Origin of the sequence: Allobosea sp. TAF32 (genome assembly GCF_052113585.1) — a bacterium.
GTDB lineage: Bacteria > Pseudomonadota > Alphaproteobacteria > Rhizobiales > Beijerinckiaceae > Allobosea.
The window spans coordinates 507,471-525,269 of sequence record NZ_JBFRDM010000003.1 but is presented as its reverse complement, the minus strand read 5'-3'; the positions used below and the strand labels follow the sequence as shown (position 1 = coordinate 525,269).

The following is a 17,799-nucleotide window of genomic DNA, read 5'->3' as shown; positions in this document are numbered from 1 at the left end:
ATAATGACGCCATCCGATATCTTTGATCTCGGAGCGAAGGCCGAACGCATCCTTCGTTCCGACGACTTCCTCGATCTTGTCGATCACCTTTCCAAAGAACTTGGCAACCGCATCCTCGCCACTGCTCTCAACGAGACCGCAGAGCGCGAGGAAGCGTATCAGACGTATAACGGATTGCGTTACTTCTCCAATTCGGTTCAGGACCTCGTTTTGCAGAGAGATAAACTGCTTGCGGGTGAAGAACTGTCTGGAGAGCCAAACCAGGACGATACCGACGATCCTTCCGGTATCTGATTTCTACTCCAGATATAAATAGGTAAAATGTCAGAAGACAACACTATCCGCGAGGACGTGACAGTTGAAGACCTTGGCACTGGTGAAACCGGTGCGGATGAATTCCTCAAGCGTTGGATGAAGGCGGACGGCGAAAGCCCATCTGCCCCCGAAGAGGACCCGTCAGAAACGGATGACGATGAGTTGGAGGATGGTGAAGACCTACCCGAAGGCGAGTCCGATGAAGATGATGACAACGAGCCCCATGATGATGACGGCCGAAGGAAGGAAAGCACTAGCTATGCTGACATTCCCGACGACAAGGTCATCAAGCGCAAGATCGACGGTAAGGAAGTAGAACTCCGCATCGGCGACCTTGTGAAGTCTCATGGTCTCGAACAGGCGGCCCAGCGCAAAGCGCAGGAGAACGCCGAACATCGCAAGACGCTAGAAACTCATGCGGAGAACCTCGTTGTTCGCGCAAACAAAGCCTACCGTCGTGCGCTTGATCGCTTCGAGCCCTACAAGAACTTGGACTTCATTGCCCTAAGTCACCAGATGAGCCCGGACGAGTACGAACGAACGAAAGAGGAAGCTATCCAGGCGGCAGAGGACGTTATGGTCTTCGAAGAAGACTTGAAAGCCACCCTCGACGAAGCCAAGGTGCGTCGCCAGAAGTCGTTCGACGAATACATTGAGACTACGGCGAAGGCCACCCACGCGCATTTTACGCGACCGGACAGCCCCATTCCGAATTATTCGGAAGCGCTCGTGGACGAGATGTTTGACTACGCCGTGACGCAATATGGAATTCCGCAGTCGGAGGCACATGCCGCCGTCGAGCCCTGGAAAATCCAGTTGTTCCACGACGCGATGATGTATCGGAAGGGCCACAAGGCCGTCGCACAGACGAGCGTGGTTCAGAAGAGCAGCAACAAGGTGGTCAAGTCCAAGGTCACATCTGATCCTTCCCGCGTCGGCGAAACCCGATCTGGCAAGGCTCTTGATAACTTCAAGAAGAACGGCGGCTCTGACTCCACAGACGCATGGCTCGATCTTTGGCGTGGTAAGTGACAACAGAAAAAGAACATTACCACGGCTAGAAATAGTCCAACGATAATAAGGAAAAAATGGCTACTTATACCACCTATGATGTGGTCGGCGCGAAGGAAGATGTCTCGGACATCATCACCAATCTCAGCCCGGCTGACACCCCTTTCCAGTCGATGATCGGCAAGGAAAAGATCAAGAACAAGATCGTTCAGTGGCAGGAAGACGCTCTTCGTGCTGTTGCGGTCAATGCGAAGACTGACGGTCACGACGCGGCTGACGTGTCGATTGTCCCGACGACCATGCGTCAGAACTATTCTCAGATTCTGTCTGAGGCGGTGAAGATCGCTGACGGCCTTGAGGCTATCGATCGTTACGGTCGTGCCAAGGAAGCCGCGTACCAGATGGACAAGACTTCGAAGCAGCTTAAGCGCGACCTCGAACACGCGTTCGTTGGTACGAAGCAGACTGCCGTTGTCGGTTCGTCCTCGGTTGCTCGTCAGCTTGCAGGCGTCCAGGCGCAGATCGCGGCTGGCAACATCGTCGTCACTGGCGGCGCTTCGACCCCGCTCAGCGCTGCGAACGTGAAGACCGCTCAGTCGATCTGCTACACCGCAGGCTCGAACCCGGACATCCTCATGGTCACCCCGGCCGATACCGACACCGTTGCCGGTTTCAATATCTCGGCTGGCCGTACCCGCTCGGTCATGAACGGCACCAAGGACCGCGCTTTCATCGATCGCGTCGATCTCGTTGTCGGCCCGCTCGGCGAACTCGCTGTCATCCCGAACCGCTTCCTGGCGGCTGGTGACTCGCTCGTGTTCGAGACGGACATGTGGAAGAACCTGGAACTGCGCCCGTGGACCCGCGAAACGCTGGCCAAGAACGGCGACGCCACCACGTTCTTCGTGAAGGGCGAGTTCTCGCTGAAGCACAAGCATCGCGAAGCTTCGGCCCTGATCCGCCGCTCCACCTAACCAATAGAGGGAGAGCCTCCGGGCTCTCCCTTTTTCACCCTTTCCTGCCCTCCAGCATATGAAATTCATCGAAGAACAGACGCATTTCCATGACGGCGACGAAAAAGGCTCGCTGATCATCGAAAATACGCAGGAAATCACTCAGGACCACCTCGATTTCCTGAAGGATATCCGCAACGAACAGGCCGGACGCCGCTACGGCGAAGGCTATACCGTTCAGGTCTCGGTTCCGAAGGCCATCTACAACAAGTGGATGCGCGAAGGTTTCGACATGCAGAAGGAAGGAGCCGAACGAACCAAGGCTCGTCTTCGTGCTGAGGGCCTTGACTGCTTCATCATTGATCACCGCAACATTGGATTGAAATGAGCGCATATTTTAAGCTTAAAAAGGCCATCGCTGATGGCTCCTTTGAGGATGTCTATCACTTCGAGGTGACCACTACGGACGAACTGGACCGCCTGAACGAGATCAACTCTCACTACGCGACGTATGCCGGTTCGAACCCTGGCCAGTACATCGTGGAAGAGGTTCACGGGCCTCTCGACGGCGTCAGTATCGAGAAATCCCCGCTGAAATCGAAGCGTCCGAAGAAGACCGCGAGCGGCGAATAACAGACTTTCAGACCCGGTTCGTCCGGGTCTTTTTTATTGGTCCTCGATAAATACGTCTATGAATTATGGTGAAATCCTCGACATCTTCGCGAAGACGCTGAAACGCAATATGACCCCGCCTGCCATGTACAAGGCGTGGGTTGAACAGTCGATCCAGAGCGCTCAGCGCCTGATCATCGTTCCTGCCGCCGAAGGGCTGCTCCATATCGATGTTGGCCCGGCTTTCGGCGCTCTCGATATCCCGAACGACTACCTGCGCCTGATCTCCCTCCAGGTTGATGGGAAGGAAGTGCGTCGTAGTGATGTGACGACCGTCAAAAGCCTTTCCCAGACGGTTGGTGTTCCCCGTTACTTCGTTCGTGAAGGCGCTCAGTTCCTGATCGGTCCGAAGCCGTCCGAGAACTCGGTTATCACGATCAACTACGGTCGGAACTTCAGCAATCTGGTCGATCCGTCCGACTCCAACTGGCTCACCGACATCGGTAGCGACATCATCATCGCGGGCGCGATGGTCAATGCCTGCCGCTACTACCTGGACCAGCGCTTGAACCTCTTCCAGGACCAGTTCGTGAAGGGGATTGCCGACCTCAACAATCAGGCCGCGTACGATGAGCTTTCGAACGCTCAGCTTGGCAGCGCCTACAGCTTTGCGTTTGACGAACACGACTGATGGCCAATTCTTCTTTCTACGGGAACAACCCGTCCGTCTCCGATCTCAAGACCGCGATCGATCTCCTGGCCGAAGTGAATGCGGCGAAGGTATCCGCGACGGCTTCGGCTGCTTCGGCTGATGCAGACGCTATGGCCGCCCTGGCCTCGCAGAATGCGGCTGCGGCCTCTGCCCTGGCTGCGTTCAACAGTGAGAGTTCTGCGGCCAATTCGGCAGCGACCGCGACCACGAAGGCTTCAGAGGCTTCCACCAGCGCGACGAACGCGGCCAACAGCGCTTCGGCTGCTCTGGCCTCGAAGAATGCTGCGGCCGTCTCGGAGACGAACGCTGCGGCTTCGGCCTCTAGTGTGCTGGCCTCTCAGAATGCAGCCGCAGCCAGCGCTGCGGCGGCTCTGGCGCTGAAGAATGCAGCAGCCACCAGTGAGGCCAATGCATGGACGAACCAGCAGAATGCCGCTGCCAACGAGGCGAATTCCTATACCAACCGGCTGGCCGCTGAGGCTGCAAAGGCGGCAGCGGAGACGGCTAGGGATTGGTCGGCTGGTCACGCCAACAACGCCAACAACTACAAGGACGCTGCCCTCAACTATCGCAACGACGCGGAGACGGCTCGAACTGGTGCAGAGGCGGCGAAGGCCGGGGCGGAGACGCACCAAGGGTATGCTTGGGGCTACGCTCAGGAAGCGCTCGGCTACCGGGACACAACGCTTGCCTATCGGGACGACGCAGAGAACTTCAAGAACCTCGCGGCGCTGAGCGCTGCGGCTGCCGCTTCGTTTGATCCTTCATCGTACTACACCAAGGCTCAATCTGATGTTCGGTTTGCGCCTGGAGACGCCCCCTATAAGCTCAAGACGGCTTCGCAGGTCCACGGTGGCGGTATCATCTCGGTCAGTAACGACTATCGGGTGAAGTGGTCCGCTCGCTTCATCACCATCGCCAACGGCGGCGCAACGTGGGTTGATATCAATTGCCCGACATCCGGGACCGTGATCACGTGCACGGACGGAACCACTGTGACGGCTGATGCGAACGGCATCCCGTTGGAGGATTGGGCCTCCATTTGGTTCGATCCGTCCTTGTTCTACGCGAATGGCGGCGGCTTGGCTCACGGTATCCGCATCGTAAGGCACAACCACGGTGCGGCCTACCCAATGCCGGATTGGGTGCCGCTGTGTCACAAGAATGGTGACAACGCCGTTCTCTACTTCCCTCGTGGTATCGCGCTCAAACAGAACCAGAGCCGCGACACAGGTAAAATGGATTGGCACGAAGGTAACTTCGATCCGAACACCAAGGCGTCACTTTGGGCAACCGTCAACTTCGAGTCGGTCGGCGCATCCTCGTTCACCATGTCCGGCGCGGATAGTGCATTTAATCTGCATTCTCGCGAGGGCGGTGGAAGCCTGTTTGCCAACTACACCTACGGTAACGCCCTTCGTTGGTATCGCGCTGGTTTCTCTGGAAAGGCTAACAAGGATGTCGCTTGGCTGTCCAATGACGGACATTTCGGTATCGACGGCAATTTCTATGCGGATATGGGCACAAAGATTGTCTGGCACGCTGGCAACTTTGATCCGGCCACGAAGGCCAATATTTCGCATACGCACGTCATCGGGGATGTGACGAACCTTCAAAGCACCTTGGATGCCAAGATCACCAAGACCGGCGACACGATGACCGGCGACCTGACGATCAACAAAGCAAATCCAATCCTCAATTTCTATTGGGGTGGAGTAAAGCACACGCAGATTTGGTTGGATGCATCGGGTACTTTCATTGTCCGAGATGGTGGTGGTCAGAACCACTTCTACGTTACTCCGGGCGGTGCAATCTGGACGCAGCAGCTTGGCGATCTGAACACGCGGATCGAGGATCGAGCTAACGCGTGGTCAGCCGCGCGTCGCGATGAAGCCAACAACTACGCGGCCAGCCTACACAGCAGCCAACAGTCTGATGTTAACGACCGAATTCATCGTATTCGCATGGTCGGATACGGCGAATACGGCGGGACTGGTGGAATGGGCAGCGTAGCACCCGGCGTATTCACTGGAGCTTCTGGCACACTCTACGGTGCTCAGACTTTCGCTTATCGTACCCTTCAGCAGCACATCCCGGCTTGGGGCGGATGGGTCAACTGCTTTGTTGAGTAAGAACTGAACATACTATGAACTATATCGATCTCGGCTCTTGGGGGCCGCCTCTTAAAAGCGAAGCCGATGGCGTTGTATTTGCCCGGTATCAAAACGAATCTGGCGATGACTGGTATCAGACCGTTGCGCACGCCCCGTCGAGACCAACCGGTCTGGCTCTGTGCTTGAACACGGACGGACAGGTTGTTTTCCGTGGTGACGATCTGGATCAACTCAACCCGGCCAACTCACGCGTCGTCGTCCTGACCGATTGGACAGGGTCCGTTGAGGACAAGAACGCACTGTTCAGGAAGGTCTTCGACTTAGCAACCGGTGAGTTCATCGACCTCCCCCCGACCGCCCCCGCCTTCGTAACGCGCGGTCAGGCGCTCATGGCGCTCTACAAGGGCGGACTGCTTCAGCCGGTACGGGACGCGGTTGCCGCGCATCCGCTGGAAGAAGTCCGCATCTGGTTCGAAAATTCGCTGAATTGGGAGCGATACAATCCCTACGTGATGGCGGTCGGCATGGAACTCGAACTGACCGACGATCAGATCGACGATCTGTTCATCGCGGCTGCGCTGGAAGGCGTCTGAAGGCTTGTTTCGGCTGGTCGGGACGCTCTAAGAGGCAAACTCAATTGCCCCGTCTGGATTCGCTATGGTTGCTGTCGTCATCGATACGAGCGTTCTCAAGGGAGCGGGCTGGAACTCGGCGCGGATGCTCAGCTTGTTCGCTTTGGCGAAAGACGCGTCGATCGAGTTGTACATCCCCGAAACCGCCTATCATGAGGTTCGGACGCAGTGGCGTCATGCGTATGAAGAAAATCACGGCCTGCTGATCAAGTCGCTCAAGGCGCTTCGAGCGGCCTCGCTCCTACCCGATTCCGAGAAGTCGATCCTCGAAGCGCTCGATCTGGAAATTCAAAAGGCGACCAACGCAGAAGATTTGTCTCAACTCACGTTCAAAAATCTCTGCACCGAGAACAGCATTCAGGTACGCGAGTGCTCCCCTGAGCAGATGGCTCGCGCCTGGGCATCGTACTTCAAGGGCGAGCCGCCATTCGTGAACGCCAAAGATCGCAACGACCTCCCCGACGCCCATATCTTCGAGACTATCAAGGATTTAGCCAAGGAAAAGCCGGGCCTCTTCATTTTGTGCGCCGATAATCGACTGACTAAAGCGTGCGAAACCCTCCCCGACGTAACGGTCTTGGGGAAGATCGACCACTTCCTGGCTAATCCGATCGTGAAGAATGCAGAACACCAAACCAAGCTAACCAAGCATTGGGACTCGGTGAAGGACGGCCTCACGGCTGTGATGGACGAAGAGATTGCCGATTACGTCATTGCAAATATTGATACAATTTTGATTGGACGCACGGTCCGAGACGTTAGCCTTCCGAGCGACAATCAGGCGGCTGACATCCTCATGTACGGCGATGTTGATAGCCTCACGATCGACCAAAAGCATGAATTTTCTAAGGGACTTCTCTCGTGCACGGTCTCGTTCACGTCGGAGTGCTTGATCGGCTTTTACGTCTTCAAGTCGGAAATCTATGATCTGCCGGAGTGGGTCAGCGTGAGTGCCAGCGATCCCGAAGAACATTATGTCGAAGCAGAAGGCTACACCGAGGTCGCCGTTTCGCTCGAACTCACTTTGAAGGTCAATTTGCGCGAGGATTACGACGACGGCGATCCGATTTTCGGCGACATACAGATCAGCGGAAAGCCGCACCTCTATCTCGCCTAGCAGAACTGACCTGACCCACTTTTTGGGCCATCCGATGCTAAATATTGGATGGAATTGTCAGAGCGCGGTCTCGCGCTAATCAAGCAATGGGAAGGGTATCGCTCGACTGCATATCAGTGTGACGCTGGTAAGTGGACGATTGGTTGGGGCACGACCACGGGCGTCCAGCCTGGAATGAAGATCACCAAGGCCCAAGCGGAGCGTATGCTTCGCGAGGACCTTGTTCGTTTCCAAGCATGCGTCACCAAGTCAGTTCACGTCCCGCTCACGCAGGGCCAGTACGACGCTCTTGTCAGCCTCTGCTACAACATTGGCGAAGGCAACGACCCGACGACCACAAAAAAGAAGCGCGGGCCGGTTGGTTTCCGCGATTCCACGCTGGTCAAGCTGCTCAATCAGGGCCGCTACGATTCCGCCTGCGCTCAGTTCGATCGTTGGGTGATGGTCGGGAAGAAGAAGAACGCCGGTCTCCAGAACCGTCGCGACGCCGAACAAGCCATGTTCCGATCCGATAGCGCCGAAAGCCACGAGCCGGTGAGCCCGTCCGCCATGATCGAGGCCACCAAGGGCGAGACCACCCTGACCGGCAAGCAAGTCGCGGCAGGCGCGACGATCGTCACGGCTGGCGGCAGCGCGGTCATCGATAAGGCGAGCGATCTCGCCGATAAACATTCCAGCCTGATCGACACGATCTTCTCCAGTCAGGCCCTGGGCATCTGGTGCGGCCTGATCGTCGCCGGAGCCCTCGCCTATCTCGCCTATTCCCATTTCAAGGATCAGGAGGCTCGTCTGTGAACCTCCTGTCCATCCGCATGCTGATGATCGCCCTCGCCGCTCTAGGCGGCCTGGGCATGTTCGGCGTCTGGCGCTTTCAAATCCGCCAGACCGCCAAGAACGAAGTGGTCCAGCAGATCACCACCCAAGAAATCGACAAACTCAAGAAGACTACCAATGCGCAAGATCGTACTCGCCGCGATCACTTGCGTAGCCCTGACCGGCTGCGTGAGCACAACGACGGCTACCGTAGAGACTAACGGGCTCGTCTGCTCCGCCTGGACACCAGTGACATGGTCGAAGAAGGATACGGATCGAACCATCACCGAAGTCAAAGAAAATAACGCCCGGCAAAAGGCATGGTGCAATCCCTAATTATGTCCGACGATAATTTTCAGCGAACGATCGGCAAGCTCGAAGCTACCTTGGAGCTTCTGAACGCCCGCCTCACCGACATCGACCTCACGTTGAAGACCATCTCTTCGACGACCGCCAAACTCGAACCAAAGCTGGATTCGGTGGACGAACGCGTAAAGAAGCTCGAAGCCGCCAATTTCTGGATCGTCACGAAGGTTCTCGGAATCGTCGTCACCGCCCTTATCAGTATGGTCGTAATTAAATTCAGCGGCTGGATGCCTAAATAATAGTGTGGCTTACGACCCGCTCCTCACCTGTATCATTCGGTACAATCACGCCATCAGCACGCTCAACGACATCCTCGTTGATCTCGCCGAAATCTACGCCAAGCGTGAGAACAACCTTTATACGGACTTTCGTGCCCTCGAAGAGATCGGCAAGCTTCTTCAGTCTGACCGGACCGTAGCTGCCGAGAATGTCATCGCGAGTGCCAAGAGCGCGGAAATCTACGCCCTGGCCTTCCACCAACTCGCAGAGAATGACAAAAACATCCCGCAAGACCCCCCGTCGTCTGCCTGAAGACGACAAGCCTCGCCGCAAGCCGAAGTTCGAGGCAGAACGCAATCCTCCCCCGATCATCCCCCGCACTGAGAACCAGAGCCTGTTTTTGGAGGCGCTTCGGTCCTCGGAACAGATCATCGTCACCGGCCCGGCCGGTTGCGGCAAAACCTGGATTCCCGCGACCTGGGCGGCTGATCGCCTGCGTGCCGGTGAGATCGACAAGGTCATCATCACCCGCCCTGCCGTCAGCGCCGCGAAGGGCATTGGCTTCCTGCCCGGCACTCTCGACGAAAAGTTCCTGTTCTGGTGCCAGCCCGTGGTCGAAGCCATGTCCGAGCGCATGGGCAAGGCCGCGTTCGAGATCGCGCTGAAGAACGGCCAGATCGAGCTTGCCCCGATGGAATACATGAGGGGCCGCAGCTTCCACGACGCCTTCGTGCTGGTCGATGAAGTCCAGAACCTCACCCCGCACGAAGCGAAGATGCTGATGACCCGCATGGGTGAACGGTGTCAGGTCGTCTTGAACGGCGATATCCAGCAGTGCGACTTGAAGGAAGGGTCCGGGCTCCGCGCGATCGTGCATCTGGCGAAGAAGTACAGCATCCCGGTCCCGATCATCGAATTCACCATGGACGACATCGTCCGGTCCGACCTGACGGCAGCATGGGTGAAAGCGTTCTATCGCGAGGGTCTGTGATGGACGCCTTCCTTCAGCTTCGCACCCCGCTCGATTTTCGCGACGCGGTTCATCTCCTCATGCTCGGACACGACGTGGCGTTCGAGCCGGTCGCGGGTATTCTCACCGGCCTTTTCCGGGCACCTGCGATTACCTTCGGGAAGCAGCCACTTGCCCCGGTCAGCGCGTTCAACGTCTGGATCACCGACGATCCCGCCTCGATCGCGGATGCCGCCTATCGGCTGCTGACGGCCAAGCATGAATTCGACAAGCTCAGGCTGATCGTCGAGCCCGGTCCTCGCCACGATCTGCTCAAGACCGCCTTCGACGGCTTCGCGACCTGTCTTTCTCACCGCTGCTACCGCTGGTTCTCGACGACCGACATCGTCGATCTCATGTCGTGGTTCATGCCGCTCACGAAGAGCAAGGCCGATGCCCAGCTTGCCTTCGGCCATGACGACTACGGCCCGTTCGTTCGTCGGGAGACAGTCGATTACGACATGGGCTGGACCACCCCGGACCGCTCGTTGATCAGCCGGTCGCTGGTGTTCTGGACTGATCCTGACCCGGTCGATCTCGAACAGGTCTTGTCCTGCGGTCCCATCGGGATCATCCGGGCCACGGCTTTCGCTCGAAAGTACCCCTGGGCGATCGGGACCAACGTGTCCAAGACCATGCTGATGGGCGCGTACACGAGCGGCAGGATCGTCACGGCGGCGTCCGTGGACGATCTGCGGCCAGCCTCAGCCCGCGCCTGGGAAGAGGCTGGTGAGCCGCTCCCTGACGGCCTGCAATCGATCTGGAACGAACAGCGTGTGCGGCTGCGGCTCTATCGAGTGGTCCTCGACCATGTTGACGTTGACGGTGACCGTGATCTTCGCGAGGCGGTCTTCGCATCCTGCTACGACACGGCCGATCAGAACGGCGGCTTCCGAACCGCCCCGGTCCATCCGCAGCCTGAGGGCGCGGTGACGGTGGGTCCTGACGATCTGCTGGAGCGTTGGGAGAGCTTCGTGGGGGCTCAGGTTTCGTCGTCGTAGACAAAGCCTTCCGGGAACACTCCAGTCGCCCTGGGCGGCAGGTTGTAGCGCTCTCGAAGGGTCGTCATCTGCTCGATCAGCGCGGCAATCGCGTCGTTCGTTTCTGCGGGAAGGTTCGGGTTGGCCTGTTCGAGTTCGTTCAGGAAGAACAAGGCTTCGACGGCGTCCTCCAGCTTGAGGAGCCAGTCTTCGATCGTGCCTTTCGGCTCCCATTTCAGGAGCCAGATCAGTTCACGACGATACCGTTCGCGTTCACGACGGTCTTTGAGATCGATCACCTCAACCATTGTTCGACTCTACTTCGTCGCATAGAAAATGCCACCCCTCCGGGGTGGCATGATGGTCAAGATCATGTGGAGCCGTCCCGGAGCCGCATTCGGGGCGGCTTTTTCGTCAGCGCCACCTCAGCTTGAAAAAGAACGCGTGCTGCTCGGTCTTGAGACCGAACATGTGGAGGACCGGGCGCGTGTTCAGACCCGCGCGCCAGATCGGCGGAATGCGGTCGGTGAAGTCCTTCCCGCTCAGATACAGCCAGTCGTCGCGCTGCTTGCCGATAGTCTCCTTCAACCACGGCCTCATGCCCTCGCCGGTCACGCTGACGGGCGTCTGGACCTGATACGGGTAGCCAAGTAGTTTCAGAGCGTCGCGCATGGCCTGGGCGATATCCTGATCGGTGACCGTGAGCCCCCGGCCGCTCCGCAACTTCTGCGACCGCCACCAAAGCACCTGTTGCTTCGCACGGTCGCGCGTGTCCGGGTTTGCGAAGCAGTCCAGGATTTCCTGCTCTGACAGATGATTGATCAGCATCTTGTCGAACCGCTTCACGGCCTTCTTGACGGTATTCGGCTGGAGCCCTGCGGCCTTCACCGCAGCAATCCATTGCGCAACCAGCGGGAGCGGGACGCCGCGCTCATGACGATGACCGGCATTGTACCAGCGCCAAACATCGTCCACGGTTTGGTTGCGACAGAGGTCAAGCGAATCCCATCGCTCGTCATCCTCCTGCTGGAGCGCATCAGCTTCACGCAGACGCGCGATACAATCCTCGATCGAACGCTCCCGCCCGTAGATCAGGGAGCACCAGACGTGGTGGCTCACCTTATGGTCGTCCTTGAAGCGCTCCATGACTTCGAAGCCTTCGGTGAGCCCGAAGGTCTCCTGAGCAAGGACTGCCTCCGCAGTCGGCGACAGCATCAGCGCCACCTCATCGTGATCATCATGGCCACGTCGGTCCGGGTGGTGCTGACCAGCCCGTCTTCGCCGATGGTAATACCTTGGCTGCGGAACCATTCCGCAATCGTGCCCATCGCCTGCGGCGCTGAGCGCCAGCCCCCGGTGAAGCTCTCGATCCATTCGACGCCGTAATTCGACATCACCTTGAACTGATCGAGCCTGATCGGACTACCGTCGAATTCCTCGATCCCGATGCTAAGAGCCGCAGTCGCAAGCTCCACGGTCTTCGGGACGGGCTGGACGCCGCGCTCGTAGTTCGAGACGGCGTCCCGGCTGATGTTCAGCTTCGAGGCCAAGTCGCCCTGGCTCAGCTTGTTGGCAGACCGCCATGCTTTGAGTTGATCGCTGTTCATGTCGCCACCATTACGGAACTCATCCGCCTCGTCAAGCCTCATATGCCGAACAGTTGCGCAATCACGTTGACATATACCCTCTCGATCCGTAATGGTTCCGCACCAACGACAACACGGCGGGGCCTCACCATGATCCAAGAATTGAACGGGATGTTTCACATCCGCCTGGACGCGAGCGATCGAGCGGACGTGCTCTTGGTCCTGAACGAAAGCGAGATCACCCCGGTCTTCTTCAGCGCGTCCGGCCCTGACCTGCTCGTCGTGCTCCGCAACCGGGAAGACGCGGTCTACCTCACGATGATGTTCAGGTGAGGCCGGGGGGCGAAAAGGCTCTCACGGATTCGAAATCCCGCAACTAATTTGAGAGCCGCCAGAACAAAAATGGTTAATTCGAGAAAATATAGTTGCGCTCCGGCTTATCCGTGAGATCGTTCAGTTGTCGAAGCCAAACCCGACCCTAAAGAAAGGTGAGCGGGTCAACATAGAAAGAAGATGACATGAACGTGTTCTCGAAGAAGGACCACAACCCCAATTTCTGGCCGTCGTTCGAGCAGATGAACGCTCTTCGCGGCTTCGTTTTCGGAGCCATCGAAGACGATGACTTCATCAACACGGGCGAGGTGTTCCCGGACGTGAGCTTCGATTGGCTCCAGCGGAATGTTCCGGGCGCTCAGCAAATCCTCTTCGATCTGGTCGCGAACGGGTTGGTCTGGTACTCGCAGTGGGAGGCTTGGGAAGGCGCGCGCGGCATGTGGGAGAACTTCGGGCTCACGGAAGCTGGACTGCGTTATCTCCGGGAATATGCCGGGATGCCGCACAATCTTCATCCCCGCGATAACGGCTTGGTCGCCCGTCTCCTCAGTCTCGTCAGATGAAGCGCCGGTCTCCGAAGCCCCGGTCCACCACCGAATGGGTTCGGCAGATCAGCTACAGCCCTACGGAAGCCTTGAAGGCGATCGGATGGGCCGAGACGGCGGCTCGCAATGGACGGCTCGATCCAACCTCGCTGCCCGCCATCAAGGCGCACATCACCCGGCGCATCGTTCGGCACTAAGAGCGAAACAGCCGCACCACCCCGACGATCGCGCTGACGATCGCGCACATCTCCAGCACCCGCTTCCACCAGAAAGCCGCCCTTCGGGGCGGCTTTTTGCGTTTGGTCGCTTGGCTTTTGGTTGAGTGCGCAATACAAAGATACATCCCGGTGGTGTCCTTGAACTTGCGGACAGCGGCCTGCGTCTTGCGGTTCATCACGAAGGAAGCGTTCTGGCGATAGCCGGCCTTCAGCGCGTAGACGAGGTCGACCAGCACGTCGGACGGGTTCGAGGCGGCGAAGGCGCCGGCCACACCGGTGTGGAGCACGCCGATATTGCCCCAGGCCCAGCTCGCATCGGCTACGGTCGGGTAGGCGAGGAAGCCCTTCGGCTTGTCGGTGCCGTCGCCATTAACGAAGGCGGCGCCCTCCTGCTCGGCGAAAGCGCTCTCGGCCTCTTCGGCGATCCACTGGTCGATGTTGACGATGGCATCGTCGAGCAGCGTCTGCGTCGCGGCCGGCATGGCATAGAGTTCCATCGCCGGGAAGGAGAGCTCGGCCAGGGTGGGCGAACCCGTCTGCGGGCGCGCCGCGGTCTCCGCGACCCAGCCCGCGGCCGGGCCGGTCGTCGAGAAGGCCTTCTTGTAGGTGCCCGACGAGATCGTCCGCACTGTCGCCAGCGACCGGATCGGCGAGACGCTGGCCAGGCGGCGCAGGATCTCGCCCTCGACGGTCGAAGGCGCCAGGTAGCCGCCATCCGGGCCGGAGCCGGTGGAAAGCGCCTTGGCCTCCAGCCGCTTCAGGCCGCCGGCCTCGCCGGTGCGGACATAGGCCGCGAAGGCCGCCTTGTGCTCGGCGACGAGCGGGTCGCGGGCCGGGCCGTCCTGGCCGAGCGGCGGGCGGGCCCGGTCGAGAGTCAGCCGGTCGATGCGGCGCATGGTGTCGTCGAGCGCGGCATCCATGCGGATGAGCTTCTCCTCGGTCAGCGGATCGGCACTGTTGCGAGCTTCGATCCCGGCGAGGCGCTCGTCATTGGCGGCGCGATAGCTATCCAGCGTGTAGCGCAGATCCTCGAAGGCGAGCGCGAGGTCGGCGCCGGCCGCCTTGGTCTCCGGAGCATGGTCGAGATGGGTCATGGATTCTCCTCGGGTGAAGGTCAAAGGAAAGCGAGGTTGCGGAAGGCCGTCTTGACGGCGCTGATCCGGGCCTGGGGCAGCATCGGGAAGGTCACGATAGAGACCTCCCAGAGATCGACGCGCTCGAGCCGGCGCAGCCCGGAGCGGGGCTCGTTGCGGGCGCGATCGGGGCGGAAGCCGATCGACAGCCCGTCGATCGCACCTTCCCGCATCAGGGCATGGATTTCGCGAGCGCGGGCGACGGCAAGCGAAAGCCGGCCGCGCACGAAGAGGCCGCGGCTGTCCTCGCTCAGGCTCAGCCAGCGGCTGAGCGGCTCGGCCGGGTCGTGCTGCCAGAGCAGCTTGACGCCGGAGGGCCCGCGCCGGGCGAGACTATCGCGGAAGGCGCCGGGCTCGACCACGTCCTTCCCGAGATCGGGGATGCGGAACAGGCTGGCATAGCCCTCGAAGACCCCGTCCGGCATGACGCGCGCCGGCTGCAGCGGCAGCAACTTGGATTCGAGTGGAAGCCGATGCGGGCCGTTCATCGGCCTCCCTCCGCGCCTTTGCCGGCTTGCGGACTCCCTCCCTCCAGCTTCGCCAGCGTGCGGACGAAGCTGCTGAAGGTCTCCGTCGTCACGCCTTGGGGGCGCGCCTTGGCCGGCTGTGGCCGGCCGGTTCCCGGCCTGGTCGATGGCGGTTTGGCATCGCTGCTGCCCTTCATGATGGATCCCCCTCGTGGCGCGCGTTGAAGCGGTTGAGTTCGCGGACGAAGTCGTCGAAGCGGCGGTTCGCCGCGGTCAGTTCGCGTAGGACGAGCCAGGCGAGGCCGGAGGCGCTCGCGGCCCAGAGCAGCAGGCCGAGATGGCCGACATCGGCCCGGCCGATGAAGGCCGTAACGATTTGGTCGAGCATGTTCATGATTGCTCCTTCCCGGAGGCGCGCCGGCCGTAGCCGACCGCTTCGCGTTTCTCGTCGTCGTCGAGGAAATTCGCCGCGCCGACGCGCCGCCAGAGCGATTCGCGCTCGTCTGCGAGCGCCTCGACCGCATCGAGATCAGGTTCCAGCAAAAGGTCATCGCCGAAGGCGGGGCCAAGCCATTGCGCCAGCGACTGCGCCGTGCGTCTCACCAGTGGGATCACGGTCTGGCGCCAGAGTGCGCGGTTGGCCTCGGCGAAATTGGCGTGCGTGTTGTCGCCGGGCAGGCCGAGCAGCAGCGGCGGCACGCCGAAAGCGAGCGCGATCTCGCGCGCCGCCGCGCCCTTCGCCGAGACGAAATCGAGTTCCGCCGGGGTTAACGAGAGCGGCTTCCAGTCGAGACCGCCTTCAAGCAGCAGCGGGCGGCCGGCATTGCGCGCCCCTTGAAAGGAATCCTCCAGCTCCTGCTTCAGCCGGTCGAACTGCGCCTCGGTCAGCGTCGCGCCTTCCGGCCCGTCATAGACCAGAGCGCCCGAGGGCCTTGCGGCATTGTCGAGCAGGGCCTTGTGCCAATTGCTGGCGGCGTTGTGGATGTCCAGTGCACTCGCCGCCGGCTCGACCGGCGAGAGGCCATAGTGGTCGTCGACCGGGTGGAACAGCGTCAGATGCAGGATCGGCGGCAATTCGCCCTCATCCTGCCTGAAACGCACCGTGTCGCCGCCGACGGTGTAGTCATAGCCCTCCGGCCAGCCGTCGCGGCCGGGCACGACGCGCATCCGGTCGGGCCTCAGCGCATAGAGCTCGCGCGGCTCGCGACTGGTGCTCACCGCCTCGACATAGGCGTTGCCGGCAACGAGCAGATGGCCGAACAGCATCTCGCGGAAGGCGATGCCGCCCTGGCGGGGATTGGGCCGCTCGACCAGCGCCAGCGCCGGATGCTCCGGCATCTCGCGGTCTGCGACCTTGGCGACGAGCGGCGTCTGCGCCGCGGCCTCCGCGATCAGGCGGATGCAGCGATGCACCACCGGGTTGCGCTCATAGCCCTCGCGCGACAGGGCGACATAATCGCGGGGCGTCCAGACCGCCCGCCCCGCCTCGTGCAAGGCGATGAGCGGCCCGACGCGCGAGCGCTTCTGGTCCGGCGCGGCTCGGCCGCGCAGGTTGCGAAGGAAATCGAACATGGAGGTCTCGCTGTTGGAGCGTGAAACGACGTGGCGTCATGGTCGGGCTTGACCCGACCATCTCGGAAACCAGCGCCCTCTCGTCATGAGATTCCCGGGTCGAAGCTTCGCTGCGCCCGAGAATGACGCCTCTACATCCCCCTCACCCGCGGCCGGCCCTTCGGCGCGAGCATCAGATGGGTCAGCGCCCAGACGAGCGCGTCGAGCCGGTCGGGCGAGCGGCCGCCTTCGAGGCCGCGCGGCCCGAAGGCGCACATCTCGTCCTCCAGCTCCGGGAAGGTGCCGGCATGGCGCACGCGGCACTGCGCATAGAGCGCGGCGACCGGCTCGGCGCGCAGGTATTTGCCGCGCGTTGCCCGCACCGAGAGCACGGGAACGCCGGCATCGACCTCGCGGATCACGCTCTCGACCATCTCGCCGCCTTGGTTGACCTCAACGACCAGCGCATCCGCCTCGTGCCGGCGATAGAGCGCCACGGCCCTCTCGGCCCACTCCTGCGGCCGTGCGCCGGCAAGCGTCGCATCCTCCAGCACATGGCCGATGCCGTCGCGATCGATGCCGGCCACAACCAGCCCGCAGCGATCGGCGCGCTGCGAGGAGGAGGCCGGTGGATCGACGGCAACGGCGATGCGGGCGAGCGGCGGATGCTGCCGCTCGCGAGCCGCCTCGATCATCGCGCGGGTCCAGAGCGCGTCCGGGCTCTCCTCGACGATCTCGCCATCGAGCTCCTGCCGGCCGAGGCGCGTCCCGCCATAGGTTTCGGTGACGGTACGGACGAAGTCCGCGGCGAGGTTGAAACGATTGTCCCGCGTCTTCGCCCGGCTGACCGCGACATGCGGCTCGGCCAGCAGGCGCTTGACCAGCGGCACCGGGCGCGGCGTCGTCGTGATGACCTGTGATCTGACCCATATCCCGCGCATCCCTTCCCCCCATTCGCCGAGGTTTCGCCGTCCTCTAGGGCCCATAAGCATTCACCGGTTGGACTCATAAGCTGCGCTCGCATCCGGGTTTCGACCCATAAAGTGGAATGCGGTTTCGCGAGGTTTTCCAATCTCAGGCATGCAAGTGGCTAGAATTCTTCGGGACCGTTGC

General features: G+C 60.4%; 24 protein-coding genes and 1 pseudogene. 17 read left to right on the top strand and 8 right to left on the bottom strand.

The window, feature by feature from the left end; genetic code table 11:
* Positions 1 to 3 precede the first annotated feature (3 nt).
* From AB4Z16_RS09960 to AB4Z16_RS09890, 15 genes are all read left to right on the top strand, one after another.
* Complete coding sequence (locus tag AB4Z16_RS09960; protein WP_441511168.1) at positions 4 to 294, top strand: hypothetical protein; 291 nt, start codon at positions 4 to 6, stop codon at positions 292 to 294.
* A gap of 27 nt (positions 295 to 321) precedes the next feature.
* Entirely contained in the window at positions 322 to 1,347 is a 1,026-nt protein-coding gene (locus tag AB4Z16_RS09955) for a hypothetical protein (RefSeq protein WP_441511167.1), read from the top strand.
* 56 nt (positions 1,348 to 1,403) lie between these two features.
* Positions 1,404 to 2,300: an SU10 major capsid protein gene (locus AB4Z16_RS09950; protein WP_441511166.1), complete on the top strand. Its 897-nt coding sequence runs from the start codon at positions 1,404 to 1,406 to the stop codon at positions 2,298 to 2,300.
* Between the two features lie 58 nt (positions 2,301 to 2,358).
* Complete coding sequence (locus AB4Z16_RS09945; RefSeq protein ID WP_441511165.1) at positions 2,359 to 2,667, top strand: hypothetical protein; 309 nt, start codon at positions 2,359 to 2,361, stop codon at positions 2,665 to 2,667.
* Complete coding sequence (locus tag AB4Z16_RS09940) at positions 2,664 to 2,912, top strand: hypothetical protein (RefSeq protein WP_441511164.1); 249 nt, start codon at positions 2,664 to 2,666, stop codon at positions 2,910 to 2,912. Before AB4Z16_RS09945 ends, AB4Z16_RS09940 begins: the two co-directional genes overlap by 4 nt.
* 58 nt (positions 2,913 to 2,970) lie before the next feature.
* Positions 2,971 to 3,582, top strand: coding sequence for a phage adaptor protein (locus AB4Z16_RS09935; RefSeq protein WP_441511163.1), 612 nt, complete (start codon positions 2,971 to 2,973; stop codon positions 3,580 to 3,582).
* Complete coding sequence (locus tag AB4Z16_RS09930) at positions 3,582 to 5,735, top strand: phage tail fiber repeat family protein (protein ID WP_441511162.1); 2,154 nt, start codon at positions 3,582 to 3,584, stop codon at positions 5,733 to 5,735. Before AB4Z16_RS09935 ends, AB4Z16_RS09930 begins: the two co-directional genes overlap by 1 nt.
* Positions 5,736 to 5,749: 14 nt before the next feature.
* Entirely contained in the window at positions 5,750 to 6,310 is a 561-nt protein-coding gene (locus AB4Z16_RS09925) for a hypothetical protein (RefSeq protein ID WP_441511161.1), read from the top strand.
* 64 nt (positions 6,311 to 6,374) lie between these two features.
* Positions 6,375 to 7,466, top strand: a complete 1,092-nt coding sequence (locus AB4Z16_RS09920) for a PIN domain-containing protein (RefSeq protein ID WP_441511160.1) — start codon at positions 6,375 to 6,377, stop codon at positions 7,464 to 7,466.
* A gap of 48 nt (positions 7,467 to 7,514) precedes the next feature.
* Positions 7,515 to 8,261: a lysozyme gene (locus AB4Z16_RS09915; RefSeq protein WP_441511159.1), complete on the top strand. Its 747-nt coding sequence runs from the start codon at positions 7,515 to 7,517 to the stop codon at positions 8,259 to 8,261.
* Positions 8,258 to 8,500 carry a hypothetical protein gene (locus AB4Z16_RS09910; RefSeq protein ID WP_441511158.1) on the top strand — a complete coding sequence of 81 codons (243 nt, stop codon included), beginning with the start codon at positions 8,258 to 8,260 and terminating at the stop codon, positions 8,498 to 8,500. Before AB4Z16_RS09915 ends, AB4Z16_RS09910 begins: the two co-directional genes overlap by 4 nt.
* A 117-nt stretch (positions 8,501 to 8,617) precedes the next feature.
* Positions 8,618 to 8,884 (top strand): hypothetical protein, encoded by a 267-nt coding sequence (locus AB4Z16_RS09905; protein WP_441511157.1) that lies wholly within the window; start codon positions 8,618 to 8,620, stop codon positions 8,882 to 8,884.
* A gap of 4 nt (positions 8,885 to 8,888) precedes the next feature.
* Complete coding sequence (locus tag AB4Z16_RS09900; protein ID WP_441511156.1) at positions 8,889 to 9,176, top strand: hypothetical protein; 288 nt, start codon at positions 8,889 to 8,891, stop codon at positions 9,174 to 9,176.
* Positions 9,136 to 9,855, top strand: coding sequence for a PhoH family protein (locus tag AB4Z16_RS09895; protein ID WP_441511198.1), 720 nt, complete (start codon positions 9,136 to 9,138; stop codon positions 9,853 to 9,855). The genes AB4Z16_RS09900 and AB4Z16_RS09895 overlap by 41 nt, the downstream gene beginning before the upstream one ends.
* Complete coding sequence (locus tag AB4Z16_RS09890) at positions 9,855 to 10,874, top strand: hypothetical protein (protein WP_441511155.1); 1,020 nt, start codon at positions 9,855 to 9,857, stop codon at positions 10,872 to 10,874. Before AB4Z16_RS09895 ends, AB4Z16_RS09890 begins: the two co-directional genes overlap by 1 nt.
* Here the strand turns inward: AB4Z16_RS09890 and AB4Z16_RS09885 are convergent.
* The 3 genes from AB4Z16_RS09885 to AB4Z16_RS09875 all read right to left on the bottom strand — a co-directional run bounded on the left by AB4Z16_RS09885 (position 10,856) and on the right by AB4Z16_RS09875 (position 12,502).
* Positions 10,856 to 11,161: a hypothetical protein gene (locus tag AB4Z16_RS09885; RefSeq protein ID WP_441511154.1), complete on the bottom strand. Its 306-nt coding sequence runs from the start codon at positions 11,159 to 11,161 to the stop codon at positions 10,856 to 10,858. The two genes, AB4Z16_RS09890 and AB4Z16_RS09885, sit on opposite strands and share 19 nt — an antisense overlap.
* A 106-nt stretch (positions 11,162 to 11,267) precedes the next feature.
* Entirely contained in the window at positions 11,268 to 12,077 is an 810-nt protein-coding gene (locus tag AB4Z16_RS09880) for a hypothetical protein (protein WP_441511153.1), read from the bottom strand.
* Entirely contained in the window at positions 12,068 to 12,502 is a 435-nt protein-coding gene (locus tag AB4Z16_RS09875; protein WP_441511152.1) for a helix-turn-helix domain-containing protein, read from the bottom strand. Before AB4Z16_RS09875 ends, AB4Z16_RS09880 begins: the two co-directional genes overlap by 10 nt.
* A gap of 108 nt (positions 12,503 to 12,610) precedes the next feature.
* Between AB4Z16_RS09875 and AB4Z16_RS09870 the strand changes: the two genes are divergently transcribed.
* Both AB4Z16_RS09870 and AB4Z16_RS09865 read left to right on the top strand, forming a co-directional pair.
* Complete coding sequence (locus AB4Z16_RS09870) at positions 12,611 to 12,772, top strand: hypothetical protein (RefSeq protein WP_441511151.1); 162 nt, start codon at positions 12,611 to 12,613, stop codon at positions 12,770 to 12,772.
* Between the two features lie 185 nt (positions 12,773 to 12,957).
* On the top strand, positions 12,958 to 13,335 hold the full coding sequence (locus AB4Z16_RS09865; RefSeq protein WP_441511150.1) for a hypothetical protein: 378 nt from the start codon (positions 12,958 to 12,960) through the stop codon (positions 13,333 to 13,335).
* A gap of 175 nt (positions 13,336 to 13,510) precedes the next feature.
* Here AB4Z16_RS09865 and AB4Z16_RS09860 read toward each other — a convergent pair whose 3' ends face one another.
* From AB4Z16_RS09860 to AB4Z16_RS09840, 5 genes and pseudogenes are all read right to left on the bottom strand, one after another.
* On the bottom strand, positions 13,511 to 14,629 hold the full coding sequence (locus AB4Z16_RS09860; RefSeq protein WP_441511149.1) for a phage major capsid protein: 1,119 nt from the start codon (positions 14,627 to 14,629) through the stop codon (positions 13,511 to 13,513).
* 20 nt (positions 14,630 to 14,649) lie between these two features.
* Positions 14,650 to 15,156, bottom strand: a complete 507-nt coding sequence (locus AB4Z16_RS09855; RefSeq protein WP_441511148.1) for an HK97 family phage prohead protease — start codon at positions 15,154 to 15,156, stop codon at positions 14,650 to 14,652.
* Positions 15,157 to 15,328: 172 nt separating this feature from the next.
* Entirely contained in the window at positions 15,329 to 15,529 is a 201-nt protein-coding gene (locus AB4Z16_RS09850) for a hypothetical protein (protein ID WP_441511147.1), read from the bottom strand.
* On the bottom strand, positions 15,526 to 16,707 hold the full coding sequence (locus AB4Z16_RS09845; protein WP_441511146.1) for a phage portal protein: 1,182 nt from the start codon (positions 16,705 to 16,707) through the stop codon (positions 15,526 to 15,528). Before AB4Z16_RS09845 ends, AB4Z16_RS09850 begins: the two co-directional genes overlap by 4 nt.
* A gap of 131 nt (positions 16,708 to 16,838) precedes the next feature.
* Positions 16,839 to 17,600: pseudogene (locus AB4Z16_RS09840) on the bottom strand (phage terminase large subunit family protein); the annotation flags it as partial.
* Positions 17,601 to 17,799: the final 199 nt, after the last annotated feature.